Source organism: Microbulbifer mixtoriginis (SeqCode), from assembly GCF_052467945.1.
Map to the genome: position 1 here is coordinate 321726 of NZ_CP174328.1, position 22404 is coordinate 344129.

Annotated in this window: 14 protein-coding genes; 9 read left to right on the forward strand and 5 right to left on the reverse strand. The window is 46.3% G+C overall.

What is annotated here, in order from left to right:
- The first annotated feature begins 86 nt into the window (after positions 1 to 86).
- Positions 87 to 2318, forward strand: a complete 2232-nt coding sequence (gene metE / locus ACJJIJ_RS01365) for a 5-methyltetrahydropteroyltriglutamate--homocysteine S-methyltransferase (protein WP_252084760.1) — start codon at positions 87 to 89, stop codon at positions 2316 to 2318.
- A gap of 78 nt (positions 2319 to 2396) precedes the next feature.
- On the opposite strand, the gene ACJJIJ_RS01370 is transcribed toward metE, so the two are convergent.
- Both ACJJIJ_RS01370 and pepQ read right to left on the reverse strand, forming a co-directional pair.
- Positions 2397 to 4448 carry an amidohydrolase family protein gene (locus ACJJIJ_RS01370; RefSeq protein ID WP_444938447.1) on the reverse strand — a complete coding sequence of 684 codons (2052 nt, stop codon included), beginning with the start codon at positions 4446 to 4448 and terminating at the stop codon, positions 2397 to 2399.
- 280 nt (positions 4449 to 4728) lie between these two features.
- The gene (pepQ, locus tag ACJJIJ_RS01375; protein ID WP_444938448.1) at positions 4729 to 6042 is read right to left on the reverse strand and encodes a Xaa-Pro dipeptidase; all 1314 of its coding nucleotides are present in this window, start codon (positions 6040 to 6042) and stop codon (positions 4729 to 4731) included.
- A gap of 83 nt (positions 6043 to 6125) precedes the next feature.
- Between pepQ and purU the strand changes: the two genes are divergently transcribed.
- The 5 genes from purU to ACJJIJ_RS01400 all read left to right on the forward strand — a co-directional run bounded on the left by purU (position 6126) and on the right by ACJJIJ_RS01400 (position 12920).
- The gene (gene purU, locus ACJJIJ_RS01380; RefSeq protein ID WP_444938449.1) at positions 6126 to 6962 is read left to right on the forward strand and encodes a formyltetrahydrofolate deformylase; all 837 of its coding nucleotides are present in this window, start codon (positions 6126 to 6128) and stop codon (positions 6960 to 6962) included.
- A 32-nt stretch (positions 6963 to 6994) separates the two neighbouring features.
- A complete protein-coding gene (locus ACJJIJ_RS01385; protein ID WP_444882583.1) occupies positions 6995 to 7447 on the forward strand; it encodes a hypothetical protein in 453 nt (150 codons plus the stop codon).
- Positions 7448 to 7555: 108 nt separating this feature from the next.
- The gene (locus ACJJIJ_RS01390; RefSeq protein ID WP_444882582.1) at positions 7556 to 8287 is read left to right on the forward strand and encodes a PAS domain-containing protein; all 732 of its coding nucleotides are present in this window, start codon (positions 7556 to 7558) and stop codon (positions 8285 to 8287) included.
- Between the two features lie 363 nt (positions 8288 to 8650).
- The gene (locus ACJJIJ_RS01395) at positions 8651 to 11488 is read left to right on the forward strand and encodes a TonB-dependent receptor (RefSeq protein ID WP_444938450.1); all 2838 of its coding nucleotides are present in this window, start codon (positions 8651 to 8653) and stop codon (positions 11486 to 11488) included.
- A gap of 112 nt (positions 11489 to 11600) precedes the next feature.
- The gene (locus ACJJIJ_RS01400) at positions 11601 to 12920 is read left to right on the forward strand and encodes a glycosyl hydrolase family 18 protein (protein WP_444938451.1); all 1320 of its coding nucleotides are present in this window, start codon (positions 11601 to 11603) and stop codon (positions 12918 to 12920) included.
- Between the two features lie 241 nt (positions 12921 to 13161).
- On the opposite strand, the gene ACJJIJ_RS01405 is transcribed toward ACJJIJ_RS01400, so the two are convergent.
- The 3 genes from ACJJIJ_RS01405 to ACJJIJ_RS01415 form a co-directional block, all read right to left on the reverse strand.
- The gene (locus tag ACJJIJ_RS01405) at positions 13162 to 13338 is read right to left on the reverse strand and encodes a zinc-ribbon domain containing protein (protein WP_444938452.1); all 177 of its coding nucleotides are present in this window, start codon (positions 13336 to 13338) and stop codon (positions 13162 to 13164) included.
- Between the two features lie 277 nt (positions 13339 to 13615).
- Positions 13616 to 16507 (reverse strand): aminomethyl-transferring glycine dehydrogenase, encoded by a 2892-nt coding sequence (gene gcvP / locus ACJJIJ_RS01410; RefSeq protein WP_444938453.1) that lies wholly within the window; start codon positions 16505 to 16507, stop codon positions 13616 to 13618.
- 777 nt (positions 16508 to 17284) lie between these two features.
- A complete protein-coding gene (locus ACJJIJ_RS01415; RefSeq protein WP_444938454.1) occupies positions 17285 to 17476 on the reverse strand; it encodes a hypothetical protein in 192 nt (63 codons plus the stop codon).
- A gap of 436 nt (positions 17477 to 17912) precedes the next feature.
- On the opposite strand from ACJJIJ_RS01415, the gene ACJJIJ_RS01420 reads away from it, so the two are divergent.
- The 3 genes from ACJJIJ_RS01420 (at position 17913) to ACJJIJ_RS01430 (ending at position 22364) form a co-directional block, all read left to right on the forward strand.
- Complete coding sequence (locus ACJJIJ_RS01420) at positions 17913 to 19127, forward strand: hypothetical protein (RefSeq protein WP_444938455.1); 1215 nt, start codon at positions 17913 to 17915, stop codon at positions 19125 to 19127.
- A 1019-nt stretch (positions 19128 to 20146) separates the two neighbouring features.
- The gene (locus ACJJIJ_RS01425) at positions 20147 to 21148 is read left to right on the forward strand and encodes a helix-turn-helix domain-containing protein (RefSeq protein ID WP_252084770.1); all 1002 of its coding nucleotides are present in this window, start codon (positions 20147 to 20149) and stop codon (positions 21146 to 21148) included.
- Positions 21135 to 22364 carry an MFS transporter gene (locus ACJJIJ_RS01430; protein WP_444939552.1) on the forward strand — a complete coding sequence of 410 codons (1230 nt, stop codon included), beginning with the start codon at positions 21135 to 21137 and terminating at the stop codon, positions 22362 to 22364. The genes ACJJIJ_RS01425 and ACJJIJ_RS01430 overlap by 14 nt, the downstream gene beginning before the upstream one ends.
- Positions 22365 to 22404: the final 40 nt, after the last annotated feature.

Genomic DNA, 22404 nt, shown 5'->3' on the forward strand with positions numbered 1-22404 from the left:
CAATCGGTAGACAAATAGCGCCGACATGTGTGGGCAGGAAAAAAGGGCTTGGCCCTCTCACAGGAACGGACTTGGGAAAGTAGAAAATGGTGCAAACGCATGTCCTCGGTTATCCGCGCATCGGCGCTGATCGCGAACTAAAGAAAGCTCAGGAAGCCTATTGGCGTGGTGAAATATCTCAGCAGCGGCTACTGGAAGTTGGTGAGAGTATTCGTCGGGAGAACTGGCAGGCCCAGGCAAGTGAGGGGCTCAATTTAGTGACGGTTGGCGATTTTGCCTGGTATGACCAGGTACTCAATCATTCGCTGATGTTTGGTGTGGTTGCTGAGCGCTTTGCCGAAGGCGCTGCGAGCAATAAATTGGACCAGTACTTTCGTCTAGCCCGCGGCCGCGCGCCCTCCGGTCAACCGGTTGCGGCGAGTGCCATGACCAAGTGGTTCGATACCAATTATCACTATTTAGTGCCAGAGCTTCACGAGAAGCAAACTTTTACCCTGGATAGTAATTGGTTGCTGGAAGAAATACGTGAAGCACAATCCCTGGGTTATAAGGCCAAGCCGGTGGTTCTCGGGCCGCTCACTTACCTCTGGTTGGGGCGGGGTGTTGATGATGTTCTGGATTTGCTCGCCAATCTATTGCTCTGCTATGCCGAGCTGTTTTCCCAGTTTGAAAGCCTGGGGGTGGAGTGGGTGCAAATTGATGAGCCGATTCTCGGTTTGGATTTGCCAGAGCAATGGCGCAGTGCGTTTCACACTGTGTATGCCCAGCTCAACCAGATGGCAGATTTGCAATTATTGCTGTCGACCTATTTTTCCCCGTTGAGGGAAAACCTGCAGTTGGCTTTTTCCCTGCCGGTTGGGGGAGTACACATTGACTGCGTAAGGGCGCCAGAGGAGCTTGCGGAAGCCGCGCAGTTGCTTGGGGAAGATCAGGTACTTTCCGCGGGGGTACTGAATGGCCGCAATGTTTGGCGAGCGGATTTGCAGAAGTGGCAATCACAGCTGAAGCCTCTGGCGGATCGTTTGGGCGAGCGCCTATGGCTTTCGGCCAGCTGTTCACTACTGCACAGCCCGGTGGACTTGGATACAGAAACATTGTTGCCGGCTGAGCAAAAACAAAAGCTTGCCTTCAGTCGCCAGAAGTTAGCGGAGTTGGCCCAGTTGCAAAAACTATTGGCCGAGCCAGTTCCATCAACGGCAACTCCAGAAGAGAACCCTATCGCCGGCAACTCCGTCACTGAGCGCTTACAGGACAGCTGGCGTGCACAGCGCTATCAGGAGCGCGCGGTACTGCAGGAAAAATGCTGGCAGTTACCACTGTTGCCGACCACCACGATCGGCTCTTTCCCACAAACGGACCTATTGCGCAAGGTACGTCGCCAGCATCGCAGCGGTGAGATCAGTGAGTTGGATTACACCCAGCATTTGCGTGCGGAGATTGCCGAGGCGATCCGTCGCCAGGAAATTCTTGGCTTGGACGTGTTGGTACACGGTGAAGCCGAACGCAACGATATGGTGGAGTATTTTGGCGAGCAACTGCAGGGGTTTGTACATACTGGCAATGGTTGGGTACAGAGCTATGGGTCCCGCTGTGTAAAACCGCCAATTATTTTCGGTGACATTTCTCGTCCACAGGCTATGACGGTGGAGTGGAGCAGCTATGCCCAGAGCCTGACCCAAAGGCCGGTAAAAGGCATGCTCACAGGTCCAGTGACGATTCTCAACTGGTCTTTCCCTCGTGAGGATATCCACCGAAGTGAAAGTTGCTTGCAGATTGCCGAGGCATTACGCCAGGAAGTATTGGATCTTGAGAATGCGGGTATAGGAATCATTCAGATTGATGAGCCGGCTCTGCGCGAAGGGGTCCCCCTGCGTGAATCCGAGCATGCTGATTATTTTGCCTGGGCGGTGGGATGTTTTCGTTTTACCTGTAGCGAGGTAAAAGCGGAAACCCAGATTCACACCCACATGTGTTATAGCAATTTCAATGCAATCATGGAGGCGATTGTCTCTTTGGATGCGGATGTCATTACTATCGAATCCGCCCGCTCAGATCTGCGTCTGCTCAGTGCTTTTGCCGATAGGAATGGCGGTTACCCCAATGAAATAGGGCCGGGAATTTACGATATCCACTCCCCTAATGTGCCTGAGCGGGAGGAGCTGGTTGAGCGTCTGAAGAAAATTGCCGAAGTAGTGCCGATACAGCGGCTTTGGGTGAACCCAGATTGTGGCTTAAAAACCCGCAGCTGGGCCGAAGTGGGCTCCTCCCTATTGAACATGGTGGAAGCGGCGCGCACTGTGCGCAGCGAGTTGGCTTAATATTTGGCTTTAAAAAAACCGGCAGTCTTTTTGACTGCCGGTTTTTACTTTTCTTTTTTTGCTTACCGCTTTGTCTTTTTATTCAGACTTGGCTGCAATAGTGGTAGTACCATTTAATTCAAATGGCACCGAGGGGTGGAACGATTTGATGCCCAGGGCTTGATACAGTTCATCGGGGCGATAGAGATTTTGCCCTTCAATAACCAATGCGGTGCGGCGCAGTGCGCTGATATCTTCCAGCGGATTACCTTCCAGTAAAACCAGGTCTGCATTTTTACCCACGGTGATACTGCCAGTATATTGATCGGCTCCCATTACCTGGGCGGGTACCAGTGTGGCAGTACGTAGGACATCCATAGCGGGTATACCGGATTTGGCATAGAGCTCCAACTCGCGCAGCAGGGTAAACCCGGGAATACCATCGGAACCCGCTACCATGGTCACCTTGTGCTCATGCAGTTTACGCATCATTTTCAGCAGGGCATCGGCGGAGAGGTCGTAGTCATCCCGGTGTTCCGGTTTTACATCCAGCTCGGCACCGACAAATGCGCGCTGAATATTCACCGGTAAATGGCCGGCGATATCTTCAAACTCCGGATCTACTTTGCCAGGCTGGCGCAGCAACATCGAGCTAAATACGGTAGTTGTGGCATCTACCACTGTGCCCTTTTCAGCGAGTTTATCCAGGAAATCGCCAACCTCTGCACTTTCCAAGTCCAGCTCGTGGGCATGTTCACCAATCTCGGTAAAACGCAGTTTTTTGCGGGTGTCGATCTTGCCCATAAAATTGAGGAACAGCATATTGATATGCTGGATTTCATCAAAGCCGGCATCCACTGCTTCCTCTGCGGTCATAAAGGCGGGGATATGCCCGGATAAGCGCATGCCGTTTTCGTGGATATGTTTGGCTAAGGGGGCGATCCATTCAGGTTCCATGGAACTGTAGGTTTTTATCTGCTGGTAGCCATGTTCCGCATACCACTCGACAATTTCCTTGGCTTCTTCCAGGCTATCTGCCGTTTTACCCATGCGCATGGCATTTTCACTTTCCCGGTCCATAAAGCCCGCACGGAACAGGTCACCGCCGATAATCTGTTCGGACTCATACAGGCCGGAGATACGCATAATATTTTCGTGGGTATTACCGATATCGCGCACATTAATAATACCGGCGGCCATATTCAGGGCACCATCAGTGGGTGATAGGTGTGCGTGCATATCCCACAGCCCGGGAATCAGGGTGTGGCCCTTGGCATCGATACGGGTGGCGTTTTGGACTTTGATTGGGCGGCGGCTAATCTTGGTGATTTTGCCGTTTTCCACCAGTAGGTGGCGACGCTTGCGAAGCTTGCCCGCTTCTACATCGACCAGATTGACGTTGCTAATCAGGATCGGTTGGATGGAGGTATGGGTGTGCTTTTCGGCGATATCCAGTAAATACTGGTCGGAAGCGGCAACCTGGCGTTCTTTGAGTTGTTGCAGGTGGGATTTATCCCAGCCTTTGCGCAGTATGGCGAACCAGCCTCCTTCATCGGCAGCAAACAGATCACCGGATTCATCGTACCAGGCCAGGTCCGGAGTAAAACCCAGGCCACTCACACCGTAGAGATACACGGTTTTCTTCTCATCGCCCTGCTCAAGAGTGAGCTGATCCAGCTTGTGTAGCTGGGCTTGTCCTTGGGGTAGTAAACCTATGCTGTGATCCTTATCGGCAAGTAGCGCTTTTACCAGCTGGGTTTGTACGGCCAGAGTCGAGTTTTTGGGAATATAAAACTGCGCTTCGGAAGTTTTTGCGCTGCCGTGTTCATCGGTGCCTTGCCAAGTGGCCACACCATCTTTCAGTTTAAATTCTTCATTAACTGGTGCGCCAAAGGGGCTGATACCTTCAATGTGGACCTGCTCGGGCATTTTGGCAGCGCCGATCGTGAAGCTCTCCTTTAGATTGAGTCGGCGGTTATTCCAACCGAGCTTTAATTCTCCGGAAATTTTCGAGCCCTTTTGTTCGATCACCTCGCTGCCGGCGATACCCTCTTTATCGTAAAAGATATATTCGATTGATTTTGCATAGGCGCAATTGGCAGTGGCAAATACCGCTGCGGCGACCAGTGTTGCTAGCCTGGACTTTTTCATAGGGCGAACCTTTCTTGTTGTTTTTGCGCAGGGGAGGTTGGCTGTTTTTTTCTATTCAGGCAAGAGATAGCAGTACAGAGAGTGATGGCTTTAGGAGTAATTTCGGCAGAAGGATGAATCAGGGCGACAGGGCGTTGGGATAAACCTCAGTGGTTTTTTATTTTACCTATTAAGGGTGAGGGAGAGCTTGAGGAGATCCGGCAACCTGGAAGACAGCAAAACCTGCCAGATTGCCTTACTCTTGGCGAGAGCGAGTTAGAGTATCTATTTACCTATGGCATTAATACTCTACCTCGCAGGCGCGGGTGAGGTTCTCGTTCGCTTCGGCACCCACCACAATATTGTCCTCAATACGCACGCCGCCGTAGGGGTGGAACTCTTCAACCTTATTCCAATTAACTTCACTGGCAAGGGGGGAGGCTTTCAATTCTGCCAGCAGACTATCGATAAAGTAGAGCCCCGGCTCAATAGTAAATACTTGGTTTTCTTCAATAGTGCGGCTGGTGCGCAGGAAAGGGTACTCCGCAGGTGGGGGTGTGGTACCGCCATCGGGGCCACTCTGGTGACCACCCACATCGTGTACCTGCAGACCGAGGAAGTGGCCCAGACCATGAGGCATAAATGGCCGGGTTAATCCGGACTCCACCGCACTCTCGGCAGAAGATTTGATGATATCGAACTGGGCCAGCAACTCGCCAACTTTCAAGTGGCACTGGCGGTGTAGATCCGGGTAGGGCAGGCCGGGTTTGAGGCCGTCCACCAGCTGCAGCTGCTTTTCATCCATTGCCGCCACCAGCTGAGCGAACTCGCTGTCGGCATAGCTATAGGTGCGGGTGATATCCGCACAATAGCCGTTGCAATCGGCCCCTGCGTCTATCAGAAAGGTCTTTAATTCTGTGCCGGGCAGGCGCTGGGTGGAGAGGTGGGTGTAGTGCAGTATCGCCGCGTGTTCATTGAGGGCCACGATATTGCCGTACGGCATGGTGTTCTCGCCCTGGCCGGTAGCACTCAAGTAGGCCTGGTTGATCTCGAACTCGCTTGCGCCACCGCGAAAAGCCAATTCAGCGGCTCGGTGCCCTGCCACCGCAATACGGTTGGCCTCGCGCAGGCAGGCGACTTCATAAGGAGTCTTGTTGGCGCGCGCCCAATGTAGACGGTTGATTAGGGTTTCGGGGTTGATCTCGCCGAGTGGCCAGCCCTGGAACCTGTCGGCCTCACCAATGAAGGCGGCGTTATCTGCGTTTAGGAATTCCCGGGCATCTGCTGGCTTACTCAACAGCTCGATATCGTAGAGCTCACTCCAGAAGGTCTGTGGCGCGGGTGGGACATAGTGCCAGAAGTCCACCGGGCGGTAGAACAAGAGTTTGGGCTTCTGCCCGCGCCTGAAGATCACCCAACTGTTGGGGTTGTCGGTGATCGGTACCAGGGCCTTGAACTGGGGATTGACCTTAAAAGGATAGGGGTTGTCATCCAGAAACTGCATCCTGGGTGCACCGCTGAATACATTTAGGGTATCGAAGCCGCAGGACTCCAATATTTCATCGTAGCGGCGGCACAGGGTGGCCATATGATCTGCGTAAAGGTTTTTATCCATGTTCTCCCCGGAATGGATCGCTGAATCGATTAGACGGCATAGTGTATAGTCTGAACTCTGGATATTTGGCCTGAAATTCGACCATGGAAAAGAAGATACTGCTAACCGACTGCCCCGATGATAAGGGCCTGATCGCGAAGATTACCAATATTTGCTACAAGCACCAGCTCAATATCATCAAGAATGATGAATTTGTAGACCGCGCGGAGGGCCGCTTTTTTATGCGCACCGCCCTGGAAGGTATCTTCAACGACACTACCTTCCTGGAAGATTTGGATATGGCCTTACCGCAGGGGGCCGAGCGGCGCCTGGTGTCCACCAAACGCAAGCGCCTGGTGCTGATGGTGACACGCGAGCCTCACTGCTTGGGTGACATCTTGATGAAGTGCTATTCGGGCGCACTGGATGTTGAGATAGCCGCTGTGATTGGCAACCATCCAGACCTGGGTGGGTTGGTAGAGAAGTTTGATATTCCCTTCCACTGTGTACCGGCACAAGACCTGAAACGCAGCGAGCACGAGGAAAAAGTGGCTGCCCTGGTAGATGAGTACAATCCGAATTACCTTGTTCTGGCCAAGTATATGCGGGTACTCACCCCGGAGTTTGTCGCTCATTATGCTGGCCGAATTATTAATATTCACCACTCCTTCCTGCCGGCCTTTATCGGGGCCAAGCCCTATCAGCAAGCCTATGAGCGTGGAGTTAAAATTATTGGTGCCACCGCTCACTTTGTGACTGATGATCTGGATGAGGGCCCGATTATTGAACAGGATGTAATACATGTGGATCATGCCTACTCGGCGGAGTCCATGGCGGATGCGGGCCGCGATGTGGAAAAGTTGGTTTTGTCCCGCGCACTGCAGTTACTGTTGCAGGAGCGGGTATTTATCCATGGCAATAAAACCGTGGTATTCAAATAATTGATAAAGTCTCCTGAGGCTAATAGCCTTTTATGGAAGCTATTGATGAGCCAAGAGGGCTTGCTGTGCTGAATAAAAATAAATTTAACTCCTCATTATCCCCAATACGACTATTTGGGGGCTTGGCAATTGCCCTGATATTTACAGGCTGTACCAGTAACAGCCCGATACCAGGAATGAAGGAATCCTTTGAGACAGAAGTTGCTCCCAATGGCGCCAAGCGTTTTACTTTTACGCTAAAGGGAAAGCAGCGTGATATCCCTGCGCCAGTTGTGGCAGGTTCCAGTGCGCAGTCCCGTATGCCGAGAGGGCCAGTGGAGAGCGGTGGCCCTTCAAGTCGTCGGGTAGAAGCCTATTTTGATTGGGCGCTGGAGCAGAAGTTGATAGAAACCGGTTTCTGCGAGCGTGGTTATTTTGAAATTGAGCGAATTATCTCCCCATATGGGGGAGAAGTGCGGGGTGAGTGTAGAGAGGGGGCATTTTGACACTTTTAGTGTCTTGATTAGAAAAACTTATTGAGTTTGTTAATTTTTAAGAGGTTAGCCAGTAAGCTCAGCTATATTCCAGTTTTATACAAAATGTAAATAAGAATAATGAAGTATAAATCAGTCTTGGAACAGGTCTCTACGCAGCAGATCATTGCGGTGTTTGACCTTATATCAGATATTATTTTCTGGGTAAAAGATGAATCCGGCTATGTGGTGCATTGTAACCGGGAATTTATTGAGCATGTCGGCTGCAGGTCATTACATCAGGTAGTTGGCCGTTCAGATATGGATTTTTCCCCTTCTTATCTCGCTAAAAACTATATACGTGATGACAAAAGGGTGATGTCAGGAGAGACGATTACAGATCGTCTGGAATTAAATATTGGTAAAACAGGCGAGTTAGTTTGGTTTACGACATCAAAGCGCCCATTAAAGAGTGCCAATGGAGAAATCATAGGAACCTATGGTGTAGCACGAGACCTTAAAGAAACGGTTAAGACTCTTTCTAGAATGGATAAACTTAAAAGGCCAGTTGAATACATAAAAAATAACTATAGTCAGCCAATTGCAGTTGAAGATTTGGCAGAGGTCGCGAGTTTATCGGTTAGTGCATTAGAGCGGCGTTTCAAAAAATATCTGGATAAAACACCCATGCAATTCGTTCGGGAAGTCAGATTAGAGAATTCTCGTCGTATGCTGGTGGAAACACAAAGCCCAATATCTGAAATTGCTTATAGGGTTGGCTTTACATCTCATAGTTACTTCAGTAGACACTTCAAAGGCATGTTTGGACAGCTTCCAGCAAATTATCGTAGTGAAGTTCAGTCCAATATATAAACACCGAACAAGCTGAGTGTCCTTAGCTACTTTAGAGAGAGTTGTGCGTTAACTTCCCCCGATGAGTTGACAGCCGCCCATTTCATTCATTTCCGGAAATTCTAGACCCGAGATTGACTTGGGATTTTATTCCTTAAAACAGGTAGTTAGCCGATTCATTTTTGGCTTTCTGCGACTGCTTGTTTTTTCTTAAAAATCTAAAACGCCGATTTTGTTTCATTAGTATCCCAGTATTGATTACCTCTCCATCAAGGTTTTTTTTTAGGGTTTTAGTGCTCAACAAATGAACTGTCTTTTTGGGGTTTAGGGTCCCCTGACAGTTTTACGCCAGCCCTTTGAAAGGGGCTGGCATTTTTTGAACCGGTGAGAGAAAAAATAGAAAGTTGGGATGCTATGAAAATAATGAAAAATAATAGCCGAAAAAGGGTTAATACCTGGAGCAGAGGTTTCAGGCAGAAGTCTATGGTTACTGCTATCTCGCTGGTCGTTAGCAGCATGGCGATCGCGGAAGATACTTCGGACTCTGATGAGAGAATTGAAGAGGTTCAAGTCATTGGAATTCTTGAGAGTGCTACCAAAAACCTTGAAATCAAACGAGATTCCCTTGCAGTAGTAGATGCTATTACTGCAGAAGATATTGGTAAGTTCCCCGATAAAAATGTAGCTGATTCTCTTCAGCGTGTGCCAGGTGTCACTATCGATCGCAGTGGTGGTGAAGGTAGCACGGTTAGTATTCGGGGAACCAGCTCAGAGTGGACTCTCACCCAGTTAAATGGAAATTACATTGCTACTTCCGGTAGTGGAGCTCCCTCCAGAAATTTTAACTACTTATTACTTCCCTCCAGTATGATCAGTAGGGCAGAGGTTTATAAAAGCCCCGAGGCAAGAATTGATGAAGGTGGTGTCGGTGGTACCGTTATCCTACATAGCCACAAACCTCTTGATCTTGATGCTGGACAAGGTGTAATCACTACAGAGACGACTTATTCAGATACTACCGAAGAGTGGGACCCACAATATAATGCTTTCTACTCCTGGAAAAATGAGAGCGAAACTTTTGGTCTTTTAGTGGGGTACACCAGCCAGGATCGTGGCGTAACCGGAGTTACCAATTATGCAAGTGGCTGGCGTTTGCACTCAGATACTGATGAAAATGCAGATTTGTCAGCTCTTGTTGATCAGACCACAGAAGAAGTTTTTAATAATGTGTGGGCGCCCACGCAGGTAAGTATTCACAACTCTAAGGAAGACCGAACCCGTGATGGATACCAGCTTGCCGCACAGTGGCGACCCACTGAACGCCTGGAGTTTGGTTTTGCTTATTTCGGTTCCAAGCTTGGCTATGACACTAATACTCAAAGCCTGACATTTGCGGAATGGAATGATCATGACGATGCATACTATGGCATTGAAGTGGATGGAGATACAGTCGTCACCTATGGTTTTAACGACAATGGTGACCTTAATGAAAATAACTGGGGCGATGGAGATGTAAATGGCGGTGTAGACGTATACCGTGGTTTGATGTCTCCCCAGCTGACCGGCTATACCCGCAAGGGTGAATCGGAATCTAATACTTATGATTTTGAAGTTATCTATGAAGGGGGCTTTTATACCGCGGCTATAAATGTTGGGCATACAGAAGCAGAGGGGGGAACTTCTGAACTCACATACGCTAATATGGATGCTCGTTATGGTTCCGTGGATAGCTGGCTTTGGTCAATTGCAGATGGTAAGCCGAGCTATGAAGTTTCCACAGATCTCACAAAAGATACTGAAGCTTATCCCTACTATGACTGGTTTGGCTCAGATGCTACGGAAAATAGCGATGAAGAGAGTTACTATCAGCTAGATTTGGCATTTGATACTAACTGGGGAATTGTTAATAAGTTTTATGTGGGCACAAAGTATAGGGATCATGAGGCTAGATCCTATAGAGATATCTATCGATGGGATGACGAGACTGATGATAATGGCGGTTACCGAGGTTGGTTACCTGGCGATCAATGGTTCCACAACCCTGATTACCACCCAGATACTTCAACTTTAATTAGCGATAAGATAGTTGATAATAGTGCTGGTAATACAGGTGCAATTGATTATCTGGCATTTGATACCGATGCCTTGATGGACTATGTGCGTGGAAACTTCAACCTCACTGTTATGCCAGTACTATCTGGCACTTATACAATTGATGAAGAAATATTCTCAACCTATGCCCAAGCTGATTTTATATGGCGAGACTTCCGCGGAAACTTGGGGTTTCGCTATGTCAGCACAAAATTATCTACTGAAACGTATGATGATATTACTGGAATGGAATCGGATGAAGTTATTGCTAACTCCCGCAGTAATACCACAAAAGAATTTTTGCCAAGTTTGAATGTTGCCTGGGATCTAACTGATGATCTGGTAATACGATTTACAGCCTCTAAAGCTATGTCAAGGGTGAGTTACGCTTATTTGGGGCAGGCTGAAACTTATGGTCCACCAGTTCATATTGTTTCTCCGGATGAGTGGACGGGGCGAGGAAGTGGCTTCTTTGCGAATACGGATCTAGAGGCCATGATCTCCAAGCAGTTCGATCTGGGTCTAGAGTGGTATTACGCCGATGGTTCTGCATTGGGTGTAACTTTATTTGACAAAGATATTGACAATCTGCCAATCCAAGTAACTGAAATTGTTGAGCGTGAGCACGATTGTTGTAATGGCCCTATTGAAGTGGAAATGAAGGGGCAGATAGGGGGAGGAAACGCAACTTCTAGAGGGGTGGAGTTGTTTGCCCAGCATGCTTTCGAAAGTGGCTTCGGTCTTATGGCCAACTATACATTTACCGATACCGGCACTTCCACCATCATTCTTGCTAATGAGTCAATCGAAGCTGAGATACCTGGTACCGCGAGACACCAATATAATTTATCTGCATTTTATGAGAATGAAAATTTTGGTGTTCGTGCTTCCTATAATTGGGTGGATGACAGGGTTACAAGTTTACATCGTGGGTATGCGGTATACGATAAGGACTACGGACAGTTGGATCTGAATGCAACCTATACCTTCACTGATAACTTTAATATCTCTGCCTCTATTATCAATTTAACTGAAGAAGTGGCGGAGGGATATTGGAAACAGGAAAATCGGATAACATACAACAACTACTCTGGGCGCCGATTCTATATTGGTGCAAACTATAAATTCTAACACCTCGTTGATCGTAGTATTGGGTGTAGAGCAAACGCACTACACCATTTTTTGACTTTAGATGTTAGATTGTAAAATTCACATAACTACATAATAAAAAATGAGTATAGATATGAAGCAACCAACACTTAGAGCAATGCAAGCTGCTTGTGCCACCTTTTTATTTCAGGCTGGTGCCTACGCAGATATTGAAGTGGTTAGTTCAGGCGTATGTCCTTCTGATGCTACCAAAGTAAGCTATTCTGAAGCGCTTAATTATCCTGATGAATTTTGTGGTCTTCTCAGTAGTGGTGATCTTGTCAGTCTATCAGGAGGGGCTTCAATAGAGCACCTGGGTGACAATTGCCAATTGACGGATAATGAAAGTCGACAAATGTCTAAGACACTATGTAAGTCTGAACCTTCAGCACCACATGTTGTTAGTGGAAGCAGCTGTGCATCCGATGCAGACCCGGTTACCTATCTTGAGGCACAAATTTATAAAGATGAACTGTGTTCGGCTCTGGGGGACTGGGAAATTGCAAACCTTGCCGATAATGCCTCCATGGATGGCAGTGGCTATGGGTGTGGTTCACGCAAGAATGAAATCCGTGAGCTGGGCTCAACACTATGTAAATCTGATACTCCTCAGGAAAGTGGATCTGCTCCGAAAGTTGCCTACGTAGAGGTTAACAGTAATAACCTGGGCAATGCGGGCTGTTTTACAGAGAGCGATGGCAGTCAGTTGTTCGATATAGCTGTGATCTTTGCGGCAAATATTAATTACGATGGTCAGAAAGCTGTACTGCATTTTAATGACCAAGTGTCAGACTTGCTCAATAACAATTTGAGTACAGTACAAGATTTGCAAGACAAGGGTACGAAAGTAGTACTCAGCGTTCTCGGAAATCACCAAAATGCAGGTTGGTCTTGTTTTGCCGATGAGCAATCCGCTGATGACTTTGCTCAGCAGTTGAAAGATGCAGTGGATCAATATGGTCTGGATGGTATTGATATTGATGATGAGTACTCACAGTGCAGTCAAACCTATTCTGACTCCCTGGTAAAAGTGACTAGTGCATTGCGAGAGAAAATGCCGAATAAAATCATTTCCAAAGCACTCTGGAGTGATACCGATGCTTTTCAGGCTGAATGGAATGGCAAGAAACTGGGCGATCAACTAACTTATGGCTGGGAGATGAGCTATTGGTTGGGCTCAAGTTGTACTTCAAGAATCCAGAAGTATATCAATCTGGGTGTTGATAAATCTAAGCTGGGTGTTGGAGCTTCCACTGTTATGAATGGTGCATCTACTGCAAGTGCTTTGGCCTCCTGTAACGAAAATAATAACCTTGGTGGCGGCACTATGATATTTAATGTGACTAAAGATTCTAGCAGCTATCTTTCTACAGTTTGGCCAGGTACTTCAGCGGTTCCTAGTTGCCTTAAGTAGTTCAAAAATATTGATAGTTGTGATTTAGTTAATTCTCTTTAGTAAATCTATTTCGGAGTGGGTAGTAAACACTCCGAAATACAACTCTTATACTCAGCTCCTAAGGAGTTGTTTCTGACTCTTGGCGGATACACTTCTACTCTTTTTTAATAAAGCTCTTTTTAAAGAAGGCCTCATTGGGGTGTGGCTTTTTCTTTGCCATTGCTTCCATATGAGCTTTCTGTTCTGCCTTCGCTTGGTTTCACTTTTTCCTACAGGGCCGGCAGCGAACCGTAGAGGTCTCGAAGTCTCCCTTGGCGATTTCATACCACCATTTTTGTTGCTTTGCTGTCCATACTTCTTCTGAGCCACAATCTTTACATTGGAATTCTCGATCCAAGTAGTAGAGAGGAATGTCAATGTAGTAAGAGTGGTGCACAACTGCTGCCCTATCTACCGCAATAGCCCAGCCGGGATTGGGGCCACTGAATTGACCAAGAATCTAGCCCCTATTTAACTTCTCTATTCTCATTTTCTCCGAGCTTGCTTAATTTCGGTTCTTCTTTGGTTACCGCTTTTCATTGGGTGTTCCTTACCACTGATTGAGAGAAAAAAGGGGTGCTTTTTAGGTGGTGCGAAGTTTAATTCGCCCCAATAAAAACGAAAAAAGCGGGCATAAAGCCCGCTTTTAAATCCACCTGTGAGAGTGTCGGATTTTACTCGGCGTAGCTCTCGATCGGAGGGCAGGAGCAGATCAGGTTGCGGTCGCCGTATACGTTGTCGATACGGTTGGCAGCTGGCCACACCTTATGCTCTTTTAACCACGCCGCCGGGCGCGCAGCGATATCGCGGGAGTAGCTGTGGGTCCACTCATCGCTCATCACGTCCTCAAGGGTGTGGGGTGCGTTGTGCAGCGGGTTGTCTTCAGGAGTGTACTTACCGCTGGTGACATCTTCCACTTCCTGGCGAATTGTTGCCATCGCTTCGATAAAGCGATCCAGCTCACCCTTGGATTCACTTTCGGTAGGCTCGATCATCAGGGTGCCGGCTACCGGGAAGGACATGGTGGGAGAGTGGAAGCCAAAGTCCATCAGGCGCTTGGCGATATCCTCTTCAGTGATACCGCTGGCCTCCTTGAGGGGCCGCAGGTCAACCAAGCACTCGTGGGCAACAAAGCCATTGGTGCCGGTGTAGAGCAGGGAGTAGTGCTCACCCAGCTTCTTGGCTACGTAGTTGGCGTTCAGGATTGCCATCTCGGTAGCCTGCTTCATACCCTGCTTACCCATCATGCGGATATACATCCAGCTGATCGGCAGGATACTGGCGGAGCCCCAGGGAGCAGCGGAGATGGTGCCGTTATCCAGATTGGTTTCCGGTACTTCAGTCACCGGGTGGGCCGCCAGGTAGGGCTTCAGATGTTCGCCAACAGCGATCGGACCCATACCGGGGCCGCCGCCACCGTGAGGAATACAGAAAGTTTTGTGCAGGTTCAGGTGGGATACGTCACCACCGAACTGGCCCGGAGCTGCGACGCCGATCAAGGCGTTCATGTTGGCACCGTCGATATAAACCTGGCCGCCAGCCTGGTGAACCAGATCGCAAACTTCGCGGATACCTTCCTCGAACACCCCGTGGGTGGACGGGTAGGTAACCATCAGTGCGGCAACGCGGTCGCCGTGCTCTTCGATTTTGGCTTTCAGGTCTTCGATATCCACATTGCCTTTATCATCACAGGCAACCACAACCACTTTCATGCTCACCATCATGGCGGAAGCCGGGTTGGTGCCGTGGGCAGAGGCGGGAATCAGGCATATGTCGCGCTGGGTTTCGCCCTTCGCTTCGAAGTACTTCTTGATGGCAACCAGGCCAGCGTATTCGCCCTGGGAGCCGGCGTTGGGCTGCAGGCTCACCGCATCGTAACCGGTGCAGGCGGACAGCATTTGCTGTAGCTGGCGGAACATTTCCGCGTAGCCTTCCGCTTGATCTACTGGTGCGAAGGGGTGCAGCTTGCCGAACTCGGGCCAGGTGACCGGGATCATCTCGGCTGTGGCATTCAACTTCATGGTGCAGGAGCCCAGGGGAATCATGGAATGATTCAGGGCGATATCCTTGGCTTCCAGAGACTTGAGGTAGCGCAGCATCTCGGTCTCGGAGTGGTAGGTGTTGAACACCGGATGGGTCAGGAATTCAGTATCGCGCGCTAGGGAGGCGGGTACACCCAGAGAGCCCTTGCTGGCAATTTCGCTGTCCAGAGTATGCAGATCGATGCTGTTTTCGGTGCCGATAAAGGCATTGATCAGGTCGGACACATCTTGCAGGGTGGCGGTCTCACTCAGGCTCACACCCAGGGCGTCTTCACCAATTTTACGCAGGTTGATCTCAGCGGCCAGGGCGCGCTGGTAAATCTCTTCCTGCTTGGCCCCAACAGTGATATTCAGGGTATCGAACCAGCTGTCGTGGGCCAGATTGAAGCCTTCCTGCTGCAGGGCGGAAGCGAGAATATCTGCCAGGCGCTGGATGCGGGCGGCGATGGTTTTCAGGCCTTCAGGGCCGTGGTAAATCGCATAGAAAGCGCTCATTACCGCCAACAGCACCTGGGAAGTACAGATGTTGGAGTTGGCTTTCTCGCGGCGAATATGTTGTTCGCGGGTTTGCATGGCCATGCGCAGGGCACGCTTGCCTTTGCTGTCGACGGAAACACCGATAATACGACCCGGTGCGGAGCGTTTGTAAGCTTCGCGGAAGGCGAAGAAACCGGCGTGGGGACCACCGTAGCCCATGGGGATGCCGAAGCGTTGGTTACAGCCAACAACTACATCTGCACCCATATCACCCGGTGCTCTCAGGGCTACCAGGCTCATCAGATCTGCAGCCACGGTTACCAGGGCGTTGGCTTCGTGCACCTTGGTGATGATATCGGTCAGGTCGCGTACGCGACCGGTGCTGCCGGGGTATTGCAGCAGGGCACCGAACAGCTCGGCGGGGATATCTTTTTCCACATCGCCTACAACGACCTCGAAGCCGAAGTGTTCGGCGCGGGTCTTAACGACGGCGATGGTCTGCGGGTGGCAGTCCTGGTCCACAAAGTAGACGTTGGATTTGTTGCGTTTGACCTGGCGTTTACACATGGCCATGGCTTCAGCTGCTGCGGTACCTTCATCCAGCATGGAGGCATTGGCCAGTTCCATACCGGTGAGGTCCATAATCATCTGTTGGAAGTTCAGCAGGCCTTCCAGGCGGCCTTGGGCAATTTCCGGCTGGTAAGGGGTATAGGCGGTGTACCAACCTGGATTCTCCAGCACGTTGCGCAGGATCACATTGGGGGTAATGGTGTCGTGGTAACCCATACCAATAAAGGTGCGGTAGATCTTGTTGCGCGCCGCGATATCTTTCAGCTCTGCGAGGGCCTCAACTTCATTGATCGCATCGGCCAGATCCAGCTCATCGGTCTTGCGAATGGCTTCGGGCACGGTTTTCTCGATCAGCTCTTCGAGGCTGGCAACTCCGAGGGTTTCCAGCATGGCCTCTACCTGTTTGGCATCGGGGCCAATATGGCGATGGATAAAGGCGTCGTGTTGTTCCAACTGCTGCAGCGATGGTTGGGTCATAAACTTCGTTCCTGTAGTCGCAGGGAGTCGTCGCGGTGCGCTCGCGGTTAAAAATAGCACCTGGCCTCGGTACCGCTTTTCCTGTGGAAAGCCTCGGGCCTCCGCATTGCGGATAGGCGAGGGTAACGCTTGGGAGAATCGGTTTGCTGGCAGCCCCAGTGTTGTAATACCGAACCAGAGGGGAAGCCGGGCCATAGCGGCAGGCGCGCATCTTAGCAATCGGCGCGAGTAGGGGCAATCTGCGGGTTTTGGGCGGGGAAACTGCTAAATTTTGGCGCAAAAAGTGGGTTAAATCCTGTAATGTGGGATATTGAGGTATTTTGTTCTGGATGAGCCGAAGAAGTTATGGTTTTAAGTGCGAACAAAGGGTATGAGTGAACATATAGTCCCAGACCCTACGGTAGCGAGTATCCTTCTACTAGGGCATCGGGTAGGTATATGTATATTCAGTAACGGCTGGAAACTAGAGGTCTCCTTAGCTTAGATGGGTATAACCTAATTTTGTCTCCGAGCTCATTCATTTAGCTTTCATCTAAGGTGCCTGGCTAAATTTTAAATGAATGATATAAAAGTTAGTAATCTGTAAAAGTGTACAATTACAGCTGTTACTTTAATTTAGCAATATTATTAAATAGAAATAACATTCTAAGCTGTTCCAATCAAATTTTGTGCTGTACTCAAAATAATCCTTTTCCAAAACCGGTGTTAATGGATAGCTAAACTTTTAATTTCAATAATATGTTCTAAGTACAAAAGAAATTTTTGAATATATACGCGTTAGATATTTGACGTTGTCAACGTCAAATTATTTGAATTTTCATTTGATAGCATAGCTTTACTTTTTAATGGCTTTATATGGTAAGAAGAGGTATTTAATTCATCTTTACCTGAAAGATGTAGCGTTAAATGAAGGTTGTCTTTATGTGTAATCTCTATCTCTTTCAAAGTAATCCTTACTGCAATCGCCATTTCATAATTACTATATAGTCTAAGGGGTGGTACATCTAGTTATATCATAGGTTTCCTTTTGTGAAGCAGGTTTATTACGGGATCGATTTTTTTACAATCCCACTTCAGGCTTTAACTCTTCATAAAGTTGGTGGAGATAATCATTTAGACTGTCTTTTTAACCTGAAAATGGTGCAAGAGAATGGTTGGGAGGTTAGTAATTATCGGTGCTAGTAATTTATGAAGCCGTATTTTTATGATGCTGAATCTGGAAAAATGACATGAGACTAATTTAAGGTTAATCTTGGCCGGTTATTTATCTTATCGGTTCCTGATTCGGGATCTGATAAGGTTGGTATCTAACTATTAGCAAGCTACCGTAGTTTGATAAGTAGGATGTTTGAGTTTTGATACTATCCGGTAGCGGAGCTTATTAAAATGTGCAAAGGATTAGCGAGTGAAAAATAATAATTTATACATGGTGGTAACAATACTCATCCTAAGTGTTTGCAATACTCAAAGAGTAGAGGCTAACGGTGGTAATACCAACAGAATAACAGAAGCTCTAAAGTCGGGTGAGGTTGGAGTGAACCTTCGATACCGTACAGAGTATGTCGAACAAGATAATATGTATGAAGATGCTGTAGCCTCTACTTTAAGAACACGTATTAACTGGAGAAGTGGTAGCTTTCAGGGGGCGAACTTCTTCCTAGAGTTGGACAATGTGAGTGAGATTGGTGTAGATAGGTATAACTCTACGGTTAATGGTAAGACTGAATACCCAGTTGTGGCTGACCCCAAAGGTACAGAGATTAATCAGGTGTACTTGAGATATAATTTAGAACAATTGAAAGTTACGGTAGGTAATCAGCGTATTAACTTAAATAACCCACGCTTTGTTGGTGGCATGGAGGGTAAAGCAAGCTGGCGTCAGAACGAAAGAACATACGATGGTATTCGCTATCAATATGGTAATCCCGGTCAATTACAGTTAGATCACAGCTATATCTACAACATCAATCGTGTTTATGGAGGAGATAGCAACTTTTCAGATTTCAAAGGGGATATCCACTTATTTCGAGCTAGCTACCCTGTTTTAATAAAACATCAGCTATCTGTATTTTTATATAATCTAGACTTCGATAATGCCATAAATGATTCTAGTCGTACTTACGGTATGGATTATCTAGGAAATTTTGGTGGCTTTGAAACTCGTTTGAGTTTCGCACACCAGAAAAATATTAATAAAAACCTTAATGATTACTCAGCGAATTATTATCTAGCTGAGATTACAGGCACCTTAGGAAAAATGAAGGGGAAAATAGGTTACGAGATACTGGGAGCAAACAACGGTATTGGTTTCAGTACACCACTTGCAACTACCCATAAATTTCAAGGATTTACAGATAAATTCAGAAAAACACCAGCAAACGGCGTTGAAGATTTGTATGTTACTGCCAACTTAAAACTGGTCGGTGGGAATTTGGGCATTAGTTATCATAACTTTGAAGCCAATCAGGGAAACGCGTTTTATGGTAGTGAATGGAGTGTCAGATATAATCGCAAATTTAGTAAGCATTTATCCGGTATGGTGAAATATGCAACCTATAATGCAAAAGATTATTTATCTGATACAAATAAATTTTGGTTGATGATTACTATGAATTTTTAATTTCAGGGATGATGTATAGATATTGACAGTGTATCTTAGATATTAAAATATTTTGAATTGTGGTATGTAGCTTGTCAGGAATATGACTTACATGAAAGGGCAAGCTAACTACCAAGCCTACATTAGCCTGTTAGTTAAAATTTTTGTATAGCATAAACTAAAATATTTTTTCTCATCCAAAATAGGTAGAGCTACCGGAGTTTACAGTTGCCAAATGGGGTTAAATAGCGAACATTATGCAACCAAAAAATATTTAAAGATTCTACTCAAAAGTGGAAGTGATGTCTAAGAAATTTCGATTAGCCGACAGATTTAAAGGATAAGCTGTAAGTTCTTTCTTAAGTACGCTTCAGTATTGAGAAGAGCAGGTAGTGTGATTGATTGCACGAACAAAACACCTCTCAAGAAGTCAGACAAGTAATTACCCTGAATAGATGAAAGGGCTTTCTAGCTGTTTGGCATAGGAAAACTGTAAACTAGATATGGGAAAATAAGAATGGAAAGCTACTGACGATATTCAAGTAAGAAGTACCATAACAGCAACCTCAGTATAGAAATAGTGTTCCTCTCCTCCTCATGCCTGATGCGACATTGCATACAAAACACTTACTTTTCGTGTGGAAAATCGAGAGTTCTTGAATCTCCTAAAGATAGCTTGGTGGGCCACAGTTTAGATAGTATCTGACGAGAAAGTTCAAGTAGAAGAATAGTTTCCAGTATGGATGGAAGGATGTTTCAAAATTATCAATGGCATAAAGAAGAGAAATTTTGAAACTTTAGATATTTTCTGCCCCAGGCTGTTAAACTGATGATTATTTAACCTCTCTTCAGATCTTATATAACTTCACTCAACAAATAATCAAGATAGATAAGTCTCAAAATAACACTTTAGATAATTAACATCCTATTTAGTTTCTTACCTGTAGAAAATGAAAGGTAGTTAGTTTAATTTCCTTGAAATGAAGGCAGTCTAATGTATTCTCATGTGAAAAATTTGATGGATAGATGGATTAGATCAAATGGAGTTGTGTGGGAAAAAGTCTGTAATTGATGGTTGCGTACCATTTATTGTCTCTGATAATTACTTACAAGAGACAGGTAGGGCCCAGGGCAAGTGGAGCCAAACTTCTCTGCCACCTGAAATTGGCGATACGGAGTTCACGACGTGTAGAATATGCGACGATATTACTTTGACTGGAAGTAGCTGTACGTTTAATGACCACTATCTTTCGTGTATTCGCTATCAAAAAAATACAACACTACTGATATTTGGATTTGAAGGAGTTAGTTCCATTGGGTTTTCCAAAAATGATATAAATTATTTGATTAGACCTGGTGATGTTTGGTTGGTGAATACCGGAGGCAGTAAGCTTTTTCGATATACACCTTCTAAGCAAAAGAATGAAATGGTTGTAATCAAATATGCAACAAAACGTGTCGGTTTTGCCTTTCCAAATAAATCTAGAATTTTTTCTGATAATGGAACACCTTGGCTTATGAGGCTGGGTTATCAAGAAGCAAATGAATCCTGGATTTCAGACTTAATGGGAAATCCTTTTAATACGGCTTTAGATTGTTTGAGTGCTGAGGCAAAAACGCTCGATGTATTGGCTCGATGGCTGAGACCTCTCGCTGAACTTGCACCTGATGATACTCCCGTCGCAAAAAAATCATCCGAAATGGACAAGATAATAAACTTGATGACGGCTGATTTAGCTAATGTCCCTTCGCTGGAGGAAATGTCAAGAATAGTAGGGATGAGTCATAGTCGATTAAATAGAACCTTCAAAAAGACTTTTGGCAAGACAGTATTTGGTTGGCTAAGAGATTATCGGTTGGCGAGAGCACGATCACTGTTAAAAGATAAGCAAAGAAGCATTACAGATATTGCTTTCTTATGTGGATTTAGCAGTGCAAGCCATTTTGCACAGACCTTTAAACAGAGATATAGCTGCACTCCTATTGAATTTAGGAATAATGAAAAACTACAGGAAGTGTACTGTGAGTATGGAATCAGTTAAGTCTTTTAAGAAAGCACAAAACATTAATTTATTACTTCTTATCCTGGTTGCCAATGGAGTAGCACACAGTCTATTTGTTATAACATTTCCTTTACTTGGTAGAAATTTGGGGCTAACAGATATTCAAACCGGTTTTATATTAACGATTTCCTCTCTCGCCATGATGATTTCGGCTCCATTTTGGGGGGTAAAAAGTGAAATTTATGGAAGAAAAAAAATTATATCTATTGGTATATTGATCACGGGTATATTTTTGATATTGACCGCAAGTACTATATATATAAAGCAAACTTTTAATATAACTGTGGCGTCTGTCTTTTTAATTATACTTTGCTTAAGGTTATGCCAGGCAATCGGGGTTGGAGGCATTATGCCGGCAGCTCAGGCATTTATTGCTGATCTCACCTCTCGTGACTACCGCGCAAGAGGAATGGGTAAAATGGGTGCTGCATTCGGAGTTGGTACTATTGTTGGTGGTTTCATAGCGATGCTTATTGGTAAGCATTCCATTGCAATAGGATTCTCGATCGTTGGATTAAGTCTAATAATATTGTGGTGGTTAGGCTGCAATAATCTACAAGAATCAAAGGAAATTGGAAGTTCGTCATTAAATACAAAATTTGGATTATCTTATAAGAATCTGCTACCAATGTTGTTCATAACATTTTGTGGTCTGCTAATTTATGGAACACTACAGCAAGTTATTGGTTTGAGGTTACAAGATGAATTTGGTTATTCCTCGGGAGAGGCACTTAAAAGAACTGGTGCAGTAATGATGACCAGTATGACAGTTATGGTTATAACTCAGGGTGCGTTAATGAAATTACTTTCATGGTCCCCTGAGAAGTTATTAATAGGTGGTTGTATAATTCAAGTTGTAGCCTTAGTTATATCTGCTTCTGCAGATTCTTATCTGTGGTTATTTTTAGGTATGGCAATTCTGGGAGGTGGAATGGGTTTACTTTTTCCCGGAAATCTCGCGTTATTAAGTCTCAGCGGTGATGAGAATACACAGGGGAAAATAGCTGGAATCAATGGCGTCAGTAAAGGCTTAGGATTGGCCCTGGGCCCATTGATGGGAGCATTTCTTCACCAGTTTTCCCCTCTCTCACCTTTTATGTTTACTATATTATTAGGTGGGCTAATGGTCGCTGTTAGTTTTTGGAGAGTTAAAAATCATAAGTTAATCCTTCTAAAAGGAAATCAATCAATCTAATTTCTCTGGTGTAGCCAGAAACTGACTGAAATAGTAGTTC